This is a genomic window from Levilinea saccharolytica, from assembly GCF_001306035.1.
GTDB classification, from domain to species: domain Bacteria; phylum Chloroflexota; class Anaerolineae; order Anaerolineales; family Anaerolineaceae; genus Levilinea; species Levilinea saccharolytica.
Window position 1 is genome coordinate 59,752 of record NZ_LGCM01000037.1, and the last position, 19,131, is coordinate 78,882.

The following is a 19,131-nucleotide window of genomic DNA, read 5'->3' on the forward strand; positions in this document are numbered from 1 at the left end:
CCCTCACGAGGAAACCTATGGCAACCGTTCGACTTACCACCGCGCAGGCGATCATCCGCTTTTTGAAAAGCCAGTACGTGCGCCTGGATGACCAGGAAAACCCCTTCTTCGCGGGCTGTCTGGGCATCTTTGGGCACGGCAACGTGGCCGGCATTGGCCAGGCCCTGCAGGAAAACCCCGATTTCCCCTACATCCTGGTGCGCAACGAACAATCCGGGGTGCATTTTGCCGCCGGGTTCACCAAGATGAAGAACCGCCTGCAAACCTACGCCTGCACCTCCTCCATCGGCCCGGGCGCCACCAACATGATCACCGGCGCGGCGCTGGCCACGATTAACCGCCTGCCGGTGCTGCTGCTGCCCGGCGACATCTTCGCCCGCCGCAAGGTGGCCCCCGTGCTGCAGCAGATCGAATCGCCGTCCAGCCAGGACATCAGCGTCAACGACGCCTTCAAGCCGGTCAGCCGCTATTGGGACCGCATCTACCGCCCGGAGCAGATCATCACCTCCCTGCCGGAGGTCATGCGCGTGCTCACCTCGCCCGCCGACACCGGCGCGGTGACCCTGGCGCTGCCGCAGGATGTGCAGGCCGAGGCTTATGATTACCCCACCGCCCTGTTTGAACGCCGCGTCTGGTACATTTCGCGCCGCCTGCCCGACCCCTACCTGCTCACCCAGGCGGCGGCGGCTGTGCGCGCCAGCCGTAAACCGCTGATCATTGCCGGGGGCGGGGTGCTCTACAGCCTGGCCGGGGACGCCCTGGCGCGCTTTGTGGAGCAGACCGGCATTCCGGTGGGCGAAACCCAGGCCGGAAAAGGCTCGCTGCCCTACGATCACCCGCAAAACATGGGCGCGGTGGGCGCCACCGGCACGCTGGCGGCCAACCTCCTGGCCAAAGACGCCGACCTGGTGATCGGCATCGGCACGCGCTATTCCGATTTCACCACCGCCTCCAAAACCGCCTTCCAGAACCCGGAAGTGCGCTTTATCAACATCAACGTGGCCGAATTTGACGCCTACAAACATTCCGCCCTGGCGCTGACGGCGGACGCCCGCACCGCCCTGCAGGAGCTGGGCGAGGCCCTGGCTGGGTATCAGGTGGAGGCGGCTTACCGCCAGCGCACCGCTGAGCTGAAGGCCGCCTGGGAGGCCGAGGTAGACCGCCTGTTCAGCCTGAACAACCAGCCGGTTCCCGCCCAAAGCGAGGTCATCGGCGCCATCTGGCAATCCGCCGGGCCGCGGGATGTGTTGGTGTCGGCGGCGGGCAGCCACCCCGGCGACTTTCACAAGCTGTGGCGTACGCACACCCCCGGCAGTTACCACATGGAATACGGCTACTCCTGCATGGCCTATGAAGTGCCCGCGGCCATGGGGGTCAAGACCGCCGATCCCAGCCGCGAGGTGTACGCCTATTTGGGGGACGGCACCTTCTTGATGATGCCCTCCGAGATCGCCACAGCCGTGCAGGAAGGCATTAAGCTCATCATCGTGGTGGCCGATAACCACGGCTTTGCCAGCATCGGCGCGCTCAGCCAGTCTTTGGGCAGTGCCGGTTTTGGCACGCGCTTCCGCACGCGCAGCCCGCAAAGCGGACAGCTGGACGGCCAGCCCCTGCCCATTGATTACGCCGCCATCGCCCGCGGCATGGGCGCCGCAGCCGTGCAGGTTGCCACCCTGGCGGATTTCCGCCAGGCGCTGCAGGACGCCCGCCGCGCACCAGCCACCACCGTCATCGTGGTAGAGACCGACCGCGACGCGCACGTGCCGGGCTATGAGTCGTGGTGGGATGTGGCCGTAGCCGAAGTCTCCACCCTGGAAAGTGTGCAGCAGTCCCGCAAGGACTACGAAGAAAACCAAAAGAACGAACGTTATTTCCTCTAATCTTTGATTCTGGCTTGTACTCAAAAGGAGAATGTATGCATACCATCCGTGTGGGGCTAATTGGCGCGGGGCGCATGGGGCGCGTGTTTGCCCAGACTCTGGCATATACCGTGGCCGAAGTGGACCTGGTGGCTGTGGCGGACGCAAACGCCCAGACGAGCGCCGAGGTGGCGGCGCATTTTCACGTGCCGCACCACTATGGGGATTACCGCGAGCTGCTCAAGCGCGAGGATATTGACGCTGTGGTCGTGGTCACCCCCACCGCCACCCACGCGGAGGTCATCGCGGCCGCGGCCGCCGCGGGCAAGCACATCTTCAGCGAAAAGCCCCTGGCCCAGACTCTGAGCGAATGCGACGCCGCTATTGAGGCCGTGGAGCGCAGCGGGGTCAAGCTGCAGCTGGGGTTCATGCGCCGTTTTGACGCGGGCTACCGCATGGCCAAGCAGAAGATCGAAGAGGGTCTCATCGGCACGCCGGTGATGTTCCACGCCGCCAGCCGCGACCCCAAGCGCACCAGCCTGGAATTTGCCCGCCGCGAAAACAGCGGGGGGCTGATCATGGACATGGGCGTGCACGATTTCGATCTGGCGCGCTGGCTGATGGGCAGCGAAGTGGTGCGCACCTACAGCGAGGGCGGCTGCCTGGTGTACCCGGAGCTGAACGAAGTGGGTGATATTGACAACGCGCTGATCAACCTCAAGTTCGCCAACGGGGCGCTGGGCGCCATTGATCTCAGCCGCAACGCCGTCTACGGCTACGACATCCGCACCGAAGTGCTCGGCTCGGAAGGCAGCCTGCTGATCGGCACCCTCCAGCAGACGCCCACCCTGATGCTGACGCGCGCCGGGGTTACGCACGACACCGTACCCTATTTCATGGAGCGCTTTGGCGAGGCCTATACCAACGAAATCCGCGATTTCGTCACCTGCCTGATCGAAGACCGCCCGCCCAGCGTGGATGCGTATGACGCCCGCAAGGCCACGGCCATCGGCGTGGCTGCCACCCTGTCATTGGATGAAGGGCGGCCGGTATCCTTGGATGAGGTGCAATAAGGGAACTATGGAAACGATTAAAAACTACATCAACGGTCAATGGATCGAAGCCGCCGAGGCGGAATACGCCTCGGTGATTAACCCCGCCACGGGCGAGGAAGTGGCCCGCACGCCCCTGTGCGGCCCCGAGGTGGTGGATGCGGCCGCCCAGGCCGCGGCGGCGGCTTTGCCCGCCTGGCGGCGTACCCCGGCCCAGGACCGCATTCAATACCTCTTTAAACTGCGCGATCTGCTCAAAAGCCATCAGGACGAAATCGCCCGCGCCATCGTCATCGAGGCCGGCAAAACCTTTGACGAGGCCAAAGCCGAGATGGTGCGCGCCATTGAAAACGTGGAAACGGCCTGCGGCATCCCCATGATGATGAAAGGTGAAATCGCCGAAGACATCGCCCCCGGCATTGACGAACGCATGCTGCGCCAGCCGGTGGGGGTGTGCGCCACCATCTGCCCCTTCAACTTCCCCGGCATGATCCCCTTCTGGTATCTGCCCTACGCATTGGCTTGCGGCAACACCTATGTGATCAAGCCTTCTGAGAAAGTGCCGCTGACCATGCAGGTCATCTTCCGGCTGATTGACCAGGTGGGCTTCCCCGCGGGGGTGGTGAACATGGTCAACGGGGCCAAGGCCGCCGTGGACGCCATTTTGGATCATCCCGCCATCCGCGCCGTCACCTTTGTGGGCTCCTCACCTGTGGCCCGCTACATTTACCTGCGCGCGGCGGAGCGCGGCAAACGCGTTCAGGCCCAGGGCGGCGCCAAGAATCCGGTGGTGATTCTGCCGGACGCGGATATGGATATGGCCGTGCGCATTGTGTCGGATTCCGCCTTTGGCTGCGCCGGTCAGCGCTGTTTGGCGGTGTCGTGGGTGGTGACGGTGGATCAGGCCCGCCAGCCCTTCCTGGAGCGCATCTGTGAATCGGCGCGCAGCAAGGTGGTAGGCTACGGCCTGGATCAGGGCGTGCAGATGGGCCCGGTCATCAGCCAGGCTGCCCGCGAGCGCATTGAAGGGCTGATCGGTGTGGGCGTGCGCGATGGGGCGCAGGCGCTGGTGGACGGGCGCGGCGCGCTCATCCCCGGCTACGAAAAAGGTTCCTTCATCCGCCCCACCGTGCTGGATCATGTGCAGCCGGGCAGCGAGCTTTCAAAAACGGAGATTTTTGGGCCGGTGCTGAGCCTGACCCATGTGAACACGTTGGAAGAAGCCCTGGAGCTGGTGAACGCGGGGGTTTACGGCAACCAGGCCAGTATCTTCACCGCCAGCGGCGCAGCCGCCCGCCGGTTTTCCTATGAAGCCCAGGCGGGCAATATCGGTATCAATATTGGTGTGGCTGCGCCGATGGCATTTTTCCCCTTTAGCGGTTGGAAAGACAGCTTCTTTGGCGATCTGCACGGGCAGGGCATGGACGCGGTGGAATTCTTTACCCAGAAAAAGGTCGTGGTGGAACGCTGGCCCAAAGATTGGTCGCGGCAGTTCTAACCGCAGCCCACAACGAATCATAGATGAATTGAAGGAGAGTCAGGATGATCAAAGTTGCCAATGCGCCCTGCTCGTGGGGCGTGCTCGAATTTGAACTGGAAGGCGAGGCGGCGGGCTATCAGCAGGTGCTGGATGAAATGGTGGAAACCCACTACGCCGGAACCGAACTGGGGGACTGGGGCTTTATGCCCACCGATCCGGCCCAACTGCGCGAAGTCATTCACAGCCGCGGGTTGACCCTTTTGGGGGCCTTTGTGCCGGTGATGCTGAAGGACCCGGCCGCCCACGCCGCCGGTGTGGAGCTGGCCGTGCGCACCGCCCGCCTGCTGGCGGGGGCGGAGGGCGACATCCCCTTCATCGTGCTGGCGGACGATAACGGCAAGATCCCCGTGCGCACGCAGAACGCCGGGCGCATCACGCCGGAGATGGGGCTGAGCCAGGAAGAATGGAAGATTTTTGCCGAGGGCGCCAACCGCGTGGCCGCGGCGGTGAAGCAGGAAACCGGCCTGCGCACGGTGTTCCATCACCACTGCGCTGGATACGTGGAGACCCCCGCGGAAATTGAGACGCTCCTCAGCCTGACCGACCCCAGCCTGTTGGGGCTGTGCCTGGACACCGGCCACTACCGCTTTGGCGGCGGCGACCCGCTGACCGTGCTGCGCCAGCACGCCGACCGCATCTGGCACGTTCACTTTAAGGACTGCCATCCCGAAGCCGCCGCGAAATCGCGCGCGGAAGGCTGGGATTACTTTGCCTCGGTGCGCAACGGCATTTTCTGCGATCTGGGCCAGGGCGAAGTGGACTTTCCGGCGGTGAAGGCCGAATTGGACCGGCTGGGGTACAACGGCTGGATTGTGGTGGAGCAGGACGTTCTGCCGGGCATGGGCAAACCCAAAGAATCCGCCCAGCGCAACCGCAGCTATCTGGCCAGCATTGGGCTGTAAGCATCACCATTGACATTTGAGGAGCTCACTATGAAACAAGAAAAAATTCTGCGCTTTGGCGTCATCGGCGCCGGGCGCATTGGCAAAATCCACGCCGAAAATCTGGCCAACCGCGTGCCTGGGGCCGAGGTGGCCGCCATTGCGGATGTGAACCTGGAGATGGCCCAGGAAACCGCCGCGCGCCTGCGCATCCCCGCCGTGTACGCCGATTACCACCAGATTCTGGCGGACCCCAATATTGACGCGGTGGCCATCTGCTCATCCACCGACACCCACGCCCACATCGTGGTGGAAGCCGCCCAGGCCGGAAAGCACATTTTCTGCGAAAAGCCGATTGATCACGACCTGGCCAAGATTGACGCCGCCCTGGAGGCGGTGAAGAAAGCCGGGGTCAAGCTGCAAATCGGCTTTAACCGCCGCTTTGACCCCAATTTTGCCCATGTGCGCGAACTGGTGTCTCAGGGCAAGGTGGGCGATCTGCACCTTCTGCGCATCACCAGCCGCGACCCAGCCCCCCCGCCGGTTTCGTACGTCAAAGTGTCGGGCGGCATGTTCCTGGACATGACCATCCACGACTTTGACATGGCTCGCTTCCTCTCGGGCAGCGAGGTGGAAGAAGTCTTTGTTGCGGCCGGGGTCTTGGTGGATCCGGGCATCGGTGAGGCGGGCGACGTGGATACGGCCATCATCACCCTGAAATTCGCCAACGGGGCCATCGGCACGATTGACAACAGCCGCAAGGCCGTGTACGGCTACGACCAGCGCGTAGAGGTGTTTGGCTCGGGCGGCATGGCGGCCGCCGCCAACAACACCCCCCATAACGACGTGTATGTGGACGCCGAGGGTGTGCACGCGGCCAAGCCGCTGTATTTCTTCCTGGAGCGCTATATGGAATCCTTCATCGCGGAGATGAAGGCCTTTGTGGCCGCCGTGCAGAACGACACCACCCCGCCGGTTGGCGGCATGGATGGGCGCATCCCGGTGGTGATCGGCATGGCTGCGAAGAAATCCTATCTGGAAAACCGGCCGGTCAAGCTGAGCGAAATCGGCTAGCCGTCTTTCTTCTCAGACTCACTTCTTAACCGCCCGCAAAGCCTCCCAGGCTGCGCGGGCGGTTAGTTGAATCGGGGGGACGGCGGGGGAATTGCCCCGAATCTCTGCGAAAAACATCTTGCAAAAGTTTTGAGAATGTTGTATGATGTACAAATGAAAGTATAATTTCAAAAAATGTTATTTTGAAAGTTGATCCATCCACTTCCCCTTGAAAGGTGAATCCGAAAATGAAACCTGACATCGAAGCGATTTTCTTAGATGTGGGCAACACGCTCCGCATTGTGATCCCAGACGCTGAATTTATCGCTAAAGCCAAAAAAGACCTGGTTGAGCTGGTGGGGCCGAAAACCTCGGAGGATGAATTTTTTGCGACCCTGGAAGAACGTTGGAAGGCCTACCGCAAGCAGTCGAAAGCCTCTTTGCTGGAAGCCTCGGAAAAAGAGCTGTGGACCCAATGGCTGCTGCCGGATTACCCCGCCGAGCAGATTGCGCCCATCTCCGGTCGGCTGACCCGCCTGTGGCGCGACCACGATGGGCGGCGCGAACCGCGGCCTGATGTTTCGCAGGTGGTGAAGGAACTGCACCGCCGCGGCTATATTCTGGGGATCATCGCTAACACCATCACCGAAACCGAAATCCCCGATTGGATGGAACACGACGGCCTGACGGAGTATTTTAGCGCCGTGGTGCTGTCATCCAAAGTGCGGCTGCGCAAGCCCAACCCGGAGATCTATTGGGACGCGGCCCGGCGGGTGGGGGTGGAACCGGCCAAATGCGCTTATGTGGGCGATAACCCCGTGCGGGATGTGGAAGGCTGCCGTGCGGCGGGCTACGGCATGATGATCATCCTGCTGGAGCCGGACACGCTGAAAAAAGAGCCCCCCACGGCGGAATTCAAGCCCGATCACACCATCCAAACGTGCAGCGACCTGCTGGACATCTTCCCGCCGCGCGCACGCTGAGAGACGCCCTATGAACACAGCGATCGAAGCCATTTTCATTGATTTGGGCAACACCCTGCGCATCTTGATCAAAGACGAAGCGCACATGGCCGCAGCCCGGCGCAAGATCACCGAGTTGGTGGGCAGCGACGAAGATCCCGAAGCCTATTGCGCTAAATTGGACGCCCGCTATAAGGCCTACCGCAAATGGGCTTTTGACAATATGGTGGAAGCACCGGAGTCTGAGTTATGGACCCGCTGGCTGGCGCCGGAATTCCCCGCGGAAAAGATCGGCCCGCTGGGGGTGGAACTGACCTTTCAATTCCGCCAGTCCATGGGGCGGCGGGTGGTGGTGGAACACGGCAAAGAAGTAGTGCAGACTTTGCACCAGCGCGGCTACGTCCTCGGCATCATCAGCAACGTGATCACCTCGCAGGAAATCCCCGATTGGATGGAGGAAGACGGGTTTGCCCCCTATTTCAAATCGGTAGTGCTTTCCTCGGTGTTTGGCAAACGCAAACCCGATCCCGCCATTTATTATGAGGCCGCCCGTCTGGCGGGGGTGGAACCCGCGCGCTGCGTGTACGTGGGCGACAACCTCAAGCGGGATGTGACTGGAACCCGCGCTGCGGGCTTTGGCATGGTGGTGATCCTCATGGCCCCCGAAGAGTTGGCAGAAGCCCAGGCCAACGGAACCCTGACGGATGAGAACCGCCCGGATATCATCATCCACGAATTCAAGCAGCTGCTCGATATCTTCCCAGGGGAACACCAGGCGCGCATTCCCGACATGTTCACCCATGAGGGGACGGCGTAAGGGAGGGGACCATATGCACACGCAAACTGCAAGCCGCGGCGCCGCTGCCTTGGCGAACACCGTCAGGGCGCTTTACGCCGAGGGACAGACCGATTACAGCTTTGAGCCCATCGTGGGGGTGGATGCGGCCGGAAGGCCCGTGGGCCGCGTAGCTGAAAACGACGCGGTCATCTTCTGCTGCCGCCGCGGCGAGCGCGAAATTGAGCTGACCGAGGCCTTTACCGAGGCGGATTTTGCCCACTTTGAGCGCAAGCCCCTGCCCGGCCTGGAGTTTGTGATCCTGACCCTGTATCACGAGAAATTCGCCCATTTACCGGTGGCCTTTGCCCCCTCCAAGATTCAGGAGACCCTGGGCGAAGTGGTCAGCCGCGCCGGGCTGCGGCAGCTGCGCACGGCGGAATCGGAAAAGTTTGCGCACGTCACCTTCTTCCTCAACGGCGGCAACAACCAGCCCTTCGCCGGTGAGGACGACATCCGCATCCCCTCCCCCAAGGGTGTGCCCTTTGATCAGGTTCCCGCATTGAGCCTGCCCAAAGTCGCCGAACAGGTGCAGAAGGGCATCCAGCAGGGGTACGACCTGATTGTGACCAATTTTGCCAATGGGGATGTCATCGGCCATACCGCCAACCGCGAGGCAAAAATTGAATGCGCGGCCCAGGTGGATCAGCATTTGGGCGCAGTGCTGCAGACGGCCTGGGCCAACGACTACGTGGTGCTGGTGACCGCCGACCACGGCAATCTGGAAGAGCTGTGGAACACGGATAAGACCCCGCATGTGGCCCACACCACCAACCCGGTGGCGCTGATTATGGTGGACCCGCGCAGCCAGAAACCAGCTGCGCTGCGCGACGGCAAGTTGGCCGATATTGCCCCCACGATTTTATCGGCGCTGGGCTGCGCTCAGCCCGCCAGCATGGAGGGCAGCACGCTGGCCCCTGGCTATGATTGGGGCGGGAAGCGCCGCGTGCTGCTGGTCATTTTGGACGGCTGGGGCATTGGCAAAATGCACACCTCCAACCCCATCTATCTGGCGCGCACGCCTGTGTGGCACAACCTGCTGCTCACCTGCCCCTCGTGCGAACTGCACGCCTCAGGCACGGCGGTGGGCCTGCAGGAGGGCAAACCGGGCAATTCGGAAGCCGGGCATATGAATATCGGCGCGGGGCGGGTGGTGCTGCAGGATGATGTGCGCCTGGATCTGGCCATGCAGGACGGCTCTTTTTACCGCAACGAAACCTTCTGTCGGGTGATTGAGAACGTTAAACAGCGCGGCGCCAGCCTGCACCTTTTGGCCCTGCTGACGGAGAAAAGCTCCCACGGCGCAGTGGATTACCCCCTGGCGATTTTGAAGATGGCCAAAGAGCGCGGCCTGGAACGGGTGTATGTGCACGTCATTTTTGACGGCCGCAGCACCACGCCCGGCTCGGCGCCTGAACTGCTGCACAAGCTGGAAGCCCAAATGGACGAGATCGGCCTGGGCCAGATGGTGACCGGCGTGGGGCGCGGTATTGCCCTGGACCGCGACGGCAACTACGGCAAGATCCAGCGCGCCTACAATGCGCTGGTGTTGGGTGTGGGGCGGGCCGCGGCGCTGGAGGGGTGCTAATCTCTCTCCTGGCGCGGCATTGGAGGCTGAATGGACGCAGAATTTTACACAAAACTGGCAGCACCCGCGCAGACCAAAATTGTTCTTTTGGTCCTGGATGGGCTGGGCGGCCTTCCGGCGGAGCCGGGGGGCAAAACCGAACTGGAGACGGCCCACACCCCCAACCTCGACCGTCTGGCGGCCCAATCCAAACTGGGGCTGAGCCAACCCGCCGGCCCAGGGGTGACGGTGGGCAGCGGCCCGGGGCATTTGGCCCTCTTTGGCTACGACCCCATTCACTATGAGATCGGGCGCGGCGCCTTGGAAGCCCTGGGGGTAGATTTTGAACTGGGGGCCGACGATCTGGCGGCGCGCGGCAATTTCTGCACGGTGGACGCGCAGGGCTGCGTGACGGATCGGCGCGCCGGACGGCTGCCGACCGAGATCAGCCGCAGCCTGGCCGAGAAATTGCGCACCATCCGCGTGCCGGGGGTGACCTTCTTCGTGGAGCCGGTGAAAGAGCACCGCTTCGCCTTTGTGGCCCGCGCTGAGGGTCTGGGGGATGCCTTGAGCGAATCGGATCCGCTGAAAACCGGCGTGCCCACCCTGCCGGTGCGCGCGCTGAACCCCGAATCCGAACGAGCGGCGGCCTATGTGAATGCGTTTATCGAGCAGGCTCGCCTGCTGCTGGCGAAGGACTCCCCCGCCAACATGATCACCCTGCGCGGGTTCAACAAGCTGCCGGTGCTGCCCTCGTTTTCTGAGCGCTACGGCCTGCATGCCGCTTCGATTGCCGTCAACGGTATGTACCGCGGGGTATCCAAGCTGGCCGGGATGGACGTGGTGCCGCTGTGCGGCGAGACGATTGAGGCCGAGTTTACGACTTTGGAGAAGTACTGGCAGGAGTACGATTTCTTCTACCTGCACGTCAAGAAAACAGATACCTGCGGGGAGAGCGGCGATTTCATGGGTAAGGCGGCGGTGATTGAAGAGGTGGACCGGCAGATCCCGCGCCTGATGGCCCTGCAGCCAGATGTGGTCATTGTGGGCGGGGATCATTCCTCCCCTGCGGTGCTGCGTTCGCACAGCTGGCACCCTGTGCCCACCCTGTTGTATTCCCCCTACGTGCTCCCCGATCTGATCGAGACCTTTGGCGAGCGCGCTTGCGCCCGCGGCAGCCTGGGCGTCTTCCCGGCCACCCACATCCTGCCGCTGGCCCTGGCCAACGCCCGGCGCATTTCAAAGTATGGTGCATAGGACTGCCCTTCATGAACAATCCCTTGAATCCTGATGAATTTGCGGTGGTGTTGTATGAAAAGCTGCGGGCACTGAACCCTGGGGTGGGCGACCTGGCCCTGTATGAGTTCCGCTACGCGCTGGATAACGTCATCCCCGAAGGCGGTTGGGAAAGCGTCGCGCTGGAAAGCAAGCAGGTGATTGAACAGCGCGTGAACGACCGCAAGTTTTACGACAGCATCCAGATTAAGCCCAGCGTTAACCACCACATCCTGCTGGACGAGCCCATTCTGGCGCTGACGCGCGAGCTGCTGGTGGGGCTGGTGACGGGGGCCTATGACCCGGCCTGGGTGAACCAGCATTTCTATTTTGACCTGCGCGGTTTTTATTTTCTGCACCGCACCGAGTATTTCACCGAGCGCGTGCGCGCCCATTTTGGCGGTGCGCCCTACGGCCAGTTTGAGCCGCGCCAACGCCAGTTTGACCGTTTTCAGGGGGTAGGCTACAAGGATTTTATGGCCGCCAATGCCGAGGTGGATGCGCTCTTTATTGACACCGTGAAGAAAATCATCGCGGTGAAGGGCGTGCCCGTGCTGCTGGCTATCGCCGGCCCCACCGCGGCGGGCAAGACGGAAATTGTGGAACGTCTGAGCGCCGAATTTGAGCGCATGGGCAAGAAGGTGGCCTCGATTGAGCTGGATAATTTCTTAACCGACCGCGATTACCGCGAGGCCAAAGGCATTTTCACCCAGGGCAAGCAGGCCCTGCATTTTCACCTGCTGACCCAGGCGCTGGAGGACATTTGCCAGGGGAAAAAGATCGCCATCCCCCGCTACGATTTCGTGTACGCCACCTCCAGCCACGATTTGGAAGGTCGGTTGAAGCCGGATGGGGTGCCGATTGAGATTGAACCGGCGGATATCATCTTCATCGAGGGCAATTTCCCCTTCCTGATCGAAGAGGTGGTGCACCTGATCGGCATCAAGGTGGTGTATTTGACGGACGACCCCATCCGCATGAAGCGCAAGTGGAAGCGCGACATAGATTACCGCAAGAAATACGATCCCAACTACTTCCGCAACCGCTATTTTAAGGACCAGTTCATCATGGCGGAAATTGCCTATCGGCCCCAGTTGGAGGTGTGCGATGTGTGCGTGGACACCACCGGCGCGGCCCTGTGGGTGACGCCTGACCTTGCCAAAACCTTACAAGCGGCGAATGTGTCATAAGTCACCTTGAAATATGGGTGGGTTTGCTGTATGATAAAAATTGAAATTCCCCTTTCAATTTTTTCACAAATGAAAGCCACCCGGAGTTCCTATGAATACGAAGCTTCGCCCCAAAATGGATTTTGATCAGCTGTTTGCTGAGCACGATGCCGATTTTACCAAGAGCGAGCAGAAAATTGTGGACTTTTTCCGGCGAAACATGGATGAGGCCCCTTTTCTGTCGGCGGCGGAGATTGCCCAGCGTCTGAATCTGAGCGAGGCCACCATGGTTCGTTTTGCCCGCACGCTCGGTTTTGAAAGTTATCCGGCGCTGCGCGAGGCCTTGCAGGAAAATTTCCGCAGCCGCATGACGCATTCGGCGCGCCTGCGCGGCCGCATCCACGACCTGCGCGAGGCGGGCGACATCTTTGAGCGGCTGGTGGCCTCGGAGATTGACTATCTGACGGAGGCGATGCAGACCCTGGACCGCGAATGTTTAAACGCGGCGGTTGAGCTGCTGCGCACCCATAAGCGCGTGTTCATCTTTGGCCTGGGGCCGTCCGTTTCTCTGGTGGACCTGCTGCATATTCGCCTCACCCGCGTGGGCAAGCAGGCCGTCCGGTTGGACACCTCTGGACAGGAAATCCTGGAGCCGATGCTGTTGATGGGTAAGGATGACCTGTTGATTGCCATCGGCTTTTTTAACCTGACCCCCACCATGCAGCTGGTCTTAAACCACGCCAACCAGCGTCAAACACCCGTGATCCTGGTGACAGACACGCTGGGGCCGCTGGTGAGCGAAAAAGCCAATGTGGTTTTGGCGGCGCGCCGGGGGCCAGTTTCTGCTTTCCACTCCTTAACGGTGCCCATGACGATCATCAATGCCTTGCTGTTGGCACTGAGTTCGGCTGATCAAGAAAACGTTATGGCGCATTTGGATCAATTAGATCAGATGCGCGCCAAGCTTCGCGGTGCTTCCTGAGCAGAGCAATACCGATATTTGAGGAGGAGTCCTTTGATGGCAAAGCAAGCAGGAGAAGAGCAAGGTTTGTTCGAGCGGGCTGAAGCCTGGTTAAGACGGTTTTGGCGCTGGGTCACAACGCCCCAGGTCATTCTGTCTTTGATCATGCTGTTTGTGATGTTCTACATGGTCATCATCCCGCTGTACCGCATGTTGATGACAACGTTCACCTTCTCGGAAAGTGATGTTCGCTACGCGCCGGGGGCTGTGCCGGGCGATTTCACCCTCTTCCACTGGATTCGCATGCTCTCCAGCAAGGTCAGCACGATCATGACGTTTGAGCCGCTGCTGCACTCGCTGACCGTTTCACTGGGCGCGACCTTCTTCGCCTTTGTCATCGGCGGGGCGCTGGCCTGGATGGTGGTGCGCACGGATATGCCCGGCCGCCATACGATTAATGTTTTGGCCACGGTTCCCTACATCATGCCTTCCTGGACCATCGCCATGGCCTGGAAGGTGTTGTTTAACAACGGGACGACGGGCGGCATGCCCGGTTTTCTCATGTATCTGACGGGCACGCCGCCGCCTGATTGGATCTCTTACGGGCCGGTGCCGATCATCGTCAGCAGCGCGCTGCATTACTACACCTTCTTCTTCCTGTTTGTCTCTGCGGCGCTGATGTCTATTGACTCCAGCCTGGAAGAGGCGGGGGAACTGGCCGGGGCCAGCCGCTGGCGCATTCTGCGCAAGATCACCTTCCCATTGGTCATTCCGGCCCTGCTTTCCGGTTTCATCATGACCTTTTCGAAGACGATGGGCACTTTCGGCGGCCCGAATATTTTGGGCGTGCCTGTGCGTTACTACACCATGTCCACCATGCTGCGCTCGAACACCCAGGTGGGCGCGTTTGGCGACGGCTTTGTGCTGGCCATCGTCCTGATCTTGTTCTCCATGACGACCATCTTCCTCAACCAGAAAATTGTGGGCACGCGCAAGAGCTACGAAACCATCGGCGGGCGCGGCTTCATGGCCCAAAAGACCAAGCTGCGCAATTGGCGCATGCCCCTGACCTCCCTGGTGATCATTTTCCAGGTGATTGTGGCGGTTCTGCCGCTGCTGCTGCTGATCCTTTCCACCTTGATGGCGCGCTCCGGCGATTACAGCATCAGCAACCTGACCCTGGCGCATTGGATTGGGCAAAGCAACGAGAAGATCAACAACGGCGAACCCGGGGTGCTGCTGAACCCGGCCATTTACCGCGGGGCGTGGAACTCGATCAAGCTGGCGCTCTACACGGCCTTCTTCACCGCGCTGCTGGGGGTCATTCTGGGCTATGCCATCGTCAAAGGCCGCGGCACGCGCCTGGCCAAGTTTGTGGAGCAGTTGGCCTTCATCCCGTATGTCATCCCTGGGATTGCCTTTGGCGCGGTGTACATCTCCATGTTCACCAAGCCGGTCGGCCCGATCCCGCCGCTGTACGGCACCTTTGCTCTGCTGGTGGTGGTGTCGGTGGCCAAGCATATTCCGTATTCGTCGCGCAGCGGTGTTTCGGCCATGCTGCAAGTGGGCCGAGAGCTGGAAGAGGCCGCGGCTTTGGCGGGGGCCAACGCCTGGCAGCGCTTTGCGCGCATCATCTTCCCGCTGACCAGCACCGGCTTTGTCTCCGGCTTTCTGCTGACCTTCATCACCACCATGCGCGAACTGTCGCTGATCATCTTATTGGTGACGCCCACCACGGCGGTTTTGGCCAGCATGACCATGCGCTACATTGAAAACGGGAATGAGCAGCAGGCCAACGCTGTCATCATCATCCTGATCGTGCTTGTTTTGATCGGTAACTTTATCATCAGCCGCTTCCGCGGCGGCAGCCTGAAAAAAGGCCTTGGGATGTAATTGAAGAAAGGGAACTCCATGTCAACCACCATCACGATTAAAAACCTTACCAAACGTTTTGGCGATGTCGTCGCGGTCAACAATGTCAGCTTAACCATTGAAGCGGGCACGTTTCTCACCCTGTTGGGGCCGTCGGGCTGCGGCAAGACCACCCTGCTGCGCTGTATTGCCGGGTTGGAAGACCCCAACGAAGGCGAAATTTATATCGGCGATAAGCTGGTGTATTCCAGCATCAAGGGCATTTCTCTGCAGCCGGGCGCGCGCGATCTGGGCCTGGTGTTCCAGAACTACGCCCTGTGGCCGCACATGACGGTCTATAAGAACATCACCTTCGCGCTGGAGATGCAAAAATTGACCAAGGCGCAGATGGATGAGCGCGTGCACGAAGCCCTCAAGGAAGTTCAGATGGACGGCTACGAAAACCGCTACCCGCGCGAAATGAGCGGCGGTCAACAGCAGCGCATCGCCCTGGCGCGCATGTTGGCCTACCGCCCGAAAGTGTTCCTGATGGACGAACCCCTCTCCAACCTGGATGCCCGCCTGCGCATGGACATGCGCACCGAGCTGAAGCGTCTGCACCATATTTCCGGCGCAACCACCATCTATGTGACCCACGATCAGGTGGAAGCCCTGACCATGTCTACCAACATCGCGGTGATGAAGCTGGGCGTGGTGCAGCAGCTGGATACACCCGACCGGGTGTACCACTTCCCCGCCAATCTGTTTGTGGCCGACTTTATCGGCAACCCCAAGGTCAACTTGCTGGACGGGACCGTCAGCGGGCAAAACCAGGTGAAGGTCGGCGATTTTGCTCTGGATGTGGAGACCTTTAACGCCCGCGGGAAGATGGTGGTGGCGGTGCGGCCGGAGGATATTGCCGTGCTGACCGAGCCGGAACTCAACGCAGTGGAGTTTACAGCCTATTCGGTGCTGCCGGCGGGCGCCGATTCGACCATTGTGGCCCAGCGCGGGGATGTGGAAGTGACCGTCAAAGTGATGGGCATCAGCAAGATCAAGATGGATCAAAAAATCTGGTTGAAGTTTGATCCGACCAGCCTGAACTTATACGACAAGGAAAGCGGCAACCTGGTGACTGGCTAGCCAGTCATGAATAATCCTTTGCCGCGGGCACCGAAAGGAGGCCGTGGACCCGTCTGAACGTGGAAGCAGGGATCTCAAAATCGTTGTTTCATGTCGAAAAGTCTGAAGGAGAAAAAGATGAAAGCGTTCGTGAAAATTTTGACCTTTGTGCTGTTGCTCAGTGTTTTGGCCAGCTGCGCCGCCCCGGCGGCCCCTGCTGCGCCGGCTGCCCCCGCCGAACCGGCTGCCCCGGCTGAGCCCGCTGCTCCGGCTGCGCCGGCTGAACCGGCCGCCCCCGCTGAACCCACCCTGACCCCCAAAGAAGCCTGGCTCAAAGCCAACCAGCTTGGCCCCTATGACACGGGCGAGCAGGACTGGGCCGCCATTGAAGAGGCCGCCAAGAAAGAGGGTTCGGTGATTGTGTATGCCAACTCCTCCAAGATCGCCAAGGCCGCCGAAATGTGGGCCGAAAAGTATCCCGACATCAAGCTCGAAGGCTATGATTTGGGCGGCGATGATGTGCTCTCCAAGACCATCGGTGAGCAGGAATCGGGCCTTTTTGTGGGGGATGTGTGGTTCAGCAGCGGCGGCGCCGACATCTTCGGCACGATCCTGCCCAAGCAGTACGCCTGGCGCTTCGTCCCCACGGGCCTGAAGGTTCCGGAAGAATTGACTCAGCCCTTCCTGGTTTCCCGCTTTGGCACCACGCTCCTGGCCTACAACTCGGAACTGAACGATACCTGCCCGGTGAGCAACCTGTGGGAACTGACCCAGCCGGAATGGAAAGGCAAAGTGGTGATTGAAGACCCGCTGAACGATGCTTCGACCCTCAGCAAGCTGATCACCTACGTGTACCATGCCGATGAGATGGCTGCGGCTTACAAAGAACTGTACGGGGAAGATCCCAAGTTGGATTCTGACACCCCGGATGCTGGTTGGCTGTGGCTGAAGCGCTTCGCCCAGAACAACCCCATTCCCCAGCCCGGCGGCGACGAGGTCGATTCGGCCTTTGCTACCCCCGGCATGAGCGAAAACTACCTGGCCTTCACCTCCTATTCCAACTACCCCGACGTGCAGGAAGGCAACCTGGTCTTCGAACCCTGCTGGGACGCCAAGCCCGTGGCGGGCGTGCAGAACCAGAGCTATCTGGCGATCATCAACCAGGCCCCGCACCCCAACGCCGCCAAACTCTTCATCCGCTTCGTGATGGAAGACGGCAAAAAGCCTTGGGCCAAGTTCGGCACCTACTTCGCGCTGAGCGATTATGAGGTTCCAGAAGGGATGAAGACCCTGGATGAGATCCGCGAGGTGACCTGGCTCCTGACTGAGGAATTTGCTTATCAAAACATGGTGCAGGCGCGCGATTTCTACCTGTTGAACCTGGGCAAGTAAGCCCCCGCCCAACTGTATAGAGTTACCTGGATTCCCTCCGGGCGCCGGCATGTATGTTTCCTGCTCGGAGGGAATCCGACTGTATGCTGCCAAAGGATTTTTTATCGTTTGTAGCGGTTGACGGAGATTTTTTTACTGGCTGGATCCCGACCGGGGCCAATCCATTCCGAAAGGTGAGCGTTTATGAAGATTCAGGCGGTGTTTTTTGATATGGGTGGAACCATCGAGACCTTTTGCTTCACACGGGAATTGCGCCTGAAGGCTGTTCCGGTTCTGCGTGCGCTGATGGAGACGCACGGCATTCATCTGGAAGATACGGATGAGCAGCTTTTGGAGGTGATCACCGCAGGCTTGAACCGGTATAAGCAGTGGAGTATTGCGAGCATGGAAGAGCTGCCCAGCGCTCGCATTTGGTGCGACTATATTTTTGCGGATCGTGACATTGACCGAGAAGCGTTGAGCGCCATCTCGGAGCCTTTGATGGTGCTGCTGGAAAGCCGCTTTTACCAGCGCGCCCTGCGTCCCGAAGTCCCCGCGGTTTTGCAAGCCATCCATGAGATGGGCATTCAGATGGGGGTGATCAGCAATGTGGGCAGCCTGGGATTGGTCCCTGACAATTTGAAAGAATACGGCATTTTTGAATATTTTTCTACCATCGTCCTCTCCAGCGCATATGGGCGGCGCAAACCAGACCCGGCGATTTTTCATTACGCCGCCCGGCTGGCCAACGTCCCCGCCAGCGCCTGTTTGTATATTGGTGATCGGGTGACACGGGATATTGACGGCGCGCGCCGCGCTGGTTTTGGCAAAGCGGTGCAGATTCGCCACCATTTTGAACACGGCGAAGATGACACCGGCGCTCAGCCGGACGCGGTCATTGAGGATATGACCGGGCTGTTGGAGATTTTGCGCGCCGACCGACAGAGCGCGGAGAAGCCCGCACCCCACCCCAGAATCCGCGGGTTGGTGTTTGATGCGGGCGACCTGTTGTATTTCCGCGCGGAACGGGGCGCGAAGTTCAAGGCCTTTTTGGCAGAGTTGGGGATGACCCTGGACCCCCAGCACAGCGAAAAGAAAAAGGCGGCGGAGTTTCAGGCGTACCGCGGGCAAATTTCGCACAGCGAATACCGCGAGGCCATTGTGCGCCTGTACAACATCACCCAGCCGGAGCTGATTGAGCGCGGCAAGCAGGCCCTGATTGACGACGACGCCAATGTGGTCTTTTTTGAGGGCGTGGCCGAAACCCTGCTCAAGCTCAAAGCCCAGGGGTACCTTTTGGGGATTGTGACGGACACGGCCAATTCGCTTTCGGCCAAACTGAACTGGTTTGAGCGCGGCGGCTTTGGGCATGTGTGGGATTCCATCATCTCTTCGATGGATATCGGGGTGCGCAAGCCGGACCCCAGCATTTACCAGGCAGCCTTGCGCCAATTGGGACTTTCGCCCAGCCAGGCCGTCTTTGTCGGCCACCGCAATTATGAGCTGGAAGGCGCGCGGGCGGTGGGAATGACCACCATCGCCTTCAACTATGACCCGGATGCGCAGGCGGACTGCTACATTGCGCAGTTCTGCGAACTGGTGGATGCGGTCGCGAAAGTTTAATGGTGAATGA

At 60.4% G+C, this 19,131-nt stretch carries 15 protein-coding genes; all 15 read left to right on the forward strand.

Going from position 1 to position 19,131, the window contains the following annotated elements; translation table 11 throughout:
* Nucleotides 1–17: 17 nt before the first annotated feature.
* The 15 genes from iolD (at nucleotide 18) to ADN01_RS18790 (ending at nucleotide 19,121) form a co-directional block, all read left to right on the forward strand.
* The gene (iolD, locus tag ADN01_RS10220; RefSeq protein WP_062419784.1) at nucleotides 18–1,880 is read left to right on the forward strand and encodes a 3D-(3,5/4)-trihydroxycyclohexane-1,2-dione acylhydrolase (decyclizing); all 1,863 of its coding nucleotides are present in this window, start codon (nucleotides 18–20) and stop codon (nucleotides 1,878–1,880) included.
* A gap of 35 nt (nucleotides 1,881–1,915) precedes the next feature.
* A complete protein-coding gene (gene iolG, locus ADN01_RS10225; RefSeq protein WP_062419783.1) occupies nucleotides 1,916–2,932 on the forward strand; it encodes an inositol 2-dehydrogenase in 1,017 nt (338 codons plus the stop codon).
* Nucleotides 2,933–2,939: 7 nt separating this feature from the next.
* A complete protein-coding gene (locus tag ADN01_RS10230; protein ID WP_062419782.1) occupies nucleotides 2,940–4,409 on the forward strand; it encodes a CoA-acylating methylmalonate-semialdehyde dehydrogenase in 1,470 nt (489 codons plus the stop codon).
* 44 nt (nucleotides 4,410–4,453) lie between these two features.
* Nucleotides 4,454–5,353, forward strand: a complete 900-nt coding sequence (locus ADN01_RS10235) for a TIM barrel protein (protein ID WP_062419781.1) — start codon at nucleotides 4,454–4,456, stop codon at nucleotides 5,351–5,353.
* 45 nt (nucleotides 5,354–5,398) lie between these two features.
* Nucleotides 5,399–6,406 carry an inositol 2-dehydrogenase gene (gene iolG, locus ADN01_RS10240; protein ID WP_062419804.1) on the forward strand — a complete coding sequence of 336 codons (1,008 nt, stop codon included), beginning with the start codon at nucleotides 5,399–5,401 and terminating at the stop codon, nucleotides 6,404–6,406.
* 227 nt (nucleotides 6,407–6,633) lie between these two features.
* Nucleotides 6,634–7,368, forward strand: coding sequence for an HAD family hydrolase (locus tag ADN01_RS10245; RefSeq protein WP_062419780.1), 735 nt, complete (start codon nucleotides 6,634–6,636; stop codon nucleotides 7,366–7,368).
* A 10-nt stretch (nucleotides 7,369–7,378) separates the two neighbouring features.
* Entirely contained in the window at nucleotides 7,379–8,164 is a 786-nt protein-coding gene (locus ADN01_RS10250; RefSeq protein ID WP_062419779.1) for an HAD family hydrolase, read from the forward strand.
* 13 nt (nucleotides 8,165–8,177) lie between these two features.
* Nucleotides 8,178–9,770, forward strand: a complete 1,593-nt coding sequence (locus ADN01_RS10255) for an alkaline phosphatase family protein (RefSeq protein WP_062419778.1) — start codon at nucleotides 8,178–8,180, stop codon at nucleotides 9,768–9,770.
* Nucleotides 9,771–9,800: 30 nt separating this feature from the next.
* A complete protein-coding gene (locus tag ADN01_RS10260) occupies nucleotides 9,801–11,006 on the forward strand; it encodes a 2,3-bisphosphoglycerate-independent phosphoglycerate mutase (RefSeq protein WP_062419777.1) in 1,206 nt (401 codons plus the stop codon).
* A gap of 11 nt (nucleotides 11,007–11,017) precedes the next feature.
* Entirely contained in the window at nucleotides 11,018–12,214 is a 1,197-nt protein-coding gene (locus ADN01_RS10265) for a uridine kinase family protein (protein WP_062419776.1), read from the forward strand.
* Between the two features lie 91 nt (nucleotides 12,215–12,305).
* Nucleotides 12,306–13,175 (forward strand): MurR/RpiR family transcriptional regulator, encoded by an 870-nt coding sequence (locus ADN01_RS10270; protein WP_062419775.1) that lies wholly within the window; start codon nucleotides 12,306–12,308, stop codon nucleotides 13,173–13,175.
* A 36-nt stretch (nucleotides 13,176–13,211) separates the two neighbouring features.
* Nucleotides 13,212–15,047, forward strand: coding sequence for an ABC transporter permease (locus tag ADN01_RS10275; protein WP_062419774.1), 1,836 nt, complete (start codon nucleotides 13,212–13,214; stop codon nucleotides 15,045–15,047).
* A gap of 18 nt (nucleotides 15,048–15,065) precedes the next feature.
* The gene (locus ADN01_RS10280; RefSeq protein ID WP_062419773.1) at nucleotides 15,066–16,148 is read left to right on the forward strand and encodes an ABC transporter ATP-binding protein; all 1,083 of its coding nucleotides are present in this window, start codon (nucleotides 15,066–15,068) and stop codon (nucleotides 16,146–16,148) included.
* Nucleotides 16,149–16,265: 117 nt separating this feature from the next.
* Entirely contained in the window at nucleotides 16,266–17,519 is a 1,254-nt protein-coding gene (locus ADN01_RS10290) for an ABC transporter substrate-binding protein (RefSeq protein WP_062419772.1), read from the forward strand.
* 183 nt (nucleotides 17,520–17,702) lie between these two features.
* The gene (locus ADN01_RS18790) at nucleotides 17,703–19,121 is read left to right on the forward strand and encodes an HAD family hydrolase (protein ID WP_062419771.1); all 1,419 of its coding nucleotides are present in this window, start codon (nucleotides 17,703–17,705) and stop codon (nucleotides 19,119–19,121) included.
* Nucleotides 19,122–19,131 lie beyond the last annotated feature (10 nt).

Excerpts from the sequence above, each read along its gene's own strand:
- iolD (WP_062419784.1), top strand. The coding sequence starts at position 18 with ATGGCAACCGTTCGACTTACCACCGCGCAGGCGATCATCCGCTTTTTG.
- iolG (WP_062419783.1), top strand. The coding sequence starts at position 1,916 with ATGCATACCATCCGTGTGGGGCTAATTGGCGCGGGGCGCATGGGGCGC.
- ADN01_RS10230 (WP_062419782.1), top strand. The coding sequence starts at position 2,940 with ATGGAAACGATTAAAAACTACATCAACGGTCAATGGATCGAAGCCGCC.
- ADN01_RS10235 (WP_062419781.1), top strand. The coding sequence starts at position 4,454 with ATGATCAAAGTTGCCAATGCGCCCTGCTCGTGGGGCGTGCTCGAATTT.
- ADN01_RS10245 (WP_062419780.1), top strand. The coding sequence starts at position 6,634 with ATGAAACCTGACATCGAAGCGATTTTCTTAGATGTGGGCAACACGCTC.
- ADN01_RS10250 (WP_062419779.1), top strand. The coding sequence starts at position 7,379 with ATGAACACAGCGATCGAAGCCATTTTCATTGATTTGGGCAACACCCTG.
- ADN01_RS10255 (WP_062419778.1), top strand. The coding sequence starts at position 8,178 with ATGCACACGCAAACTGCAAGCCGCGGCGCCGCTGCCTTGGCGAACACC.
- ADN01_RS10260 (WP_062419777.1), top strand. The coding sequence starts at position 9,801 with ATGGACGCAGAATTTTACACAAAACTGGCAGCACCCGCGCAGACCAAA.
- ADN01_RS10265 (WP_062419776.1), top strand. The coding sequence starts at position 11,018 with ATGAACAATCCCTTGAATCCTGATGAATTTGCGGTGGTGTTGTATGAA.
- ADN01_RS10270 (WP_062419775.1), top strand. The coding sequence starts at position 12,306 with ATGAATACGAAGCTTCGCCCCAAAATGGATTTTGATCAGCTGTTTGCT.
- ADN01_RS10275 (WP_062419774.1), top strand. The coding sequence starts at position 13,212 with ATGGCAAAGCAAGCAGGAGAAGAGCAAGGTTTGTTCGAGCGGGCTGAA.
- ADN01_RS10280 (WP_062419773.1), top strand. The coding sequence starts at position 15,066 with ATGTCAACCACCATCACGATTAAAAACCTTACCAAACGTTTTGGCGAT.
- ADN01_RS10290 (WP_062419772.1), top strand. The coding sequence starts at position 16,266 with ATGAAAGCGTTCGTGAAAATTTTGACCTTTGTGCTGTTGCTCAGTGTT.
- ADN01_RS18790 (WP_062419771.1), top strand. The coding sequence starts at position 17,703 with ATGAAGATTCAGGCGGTGTTTTTTGATATGGGTGGAACCATCGAGACC.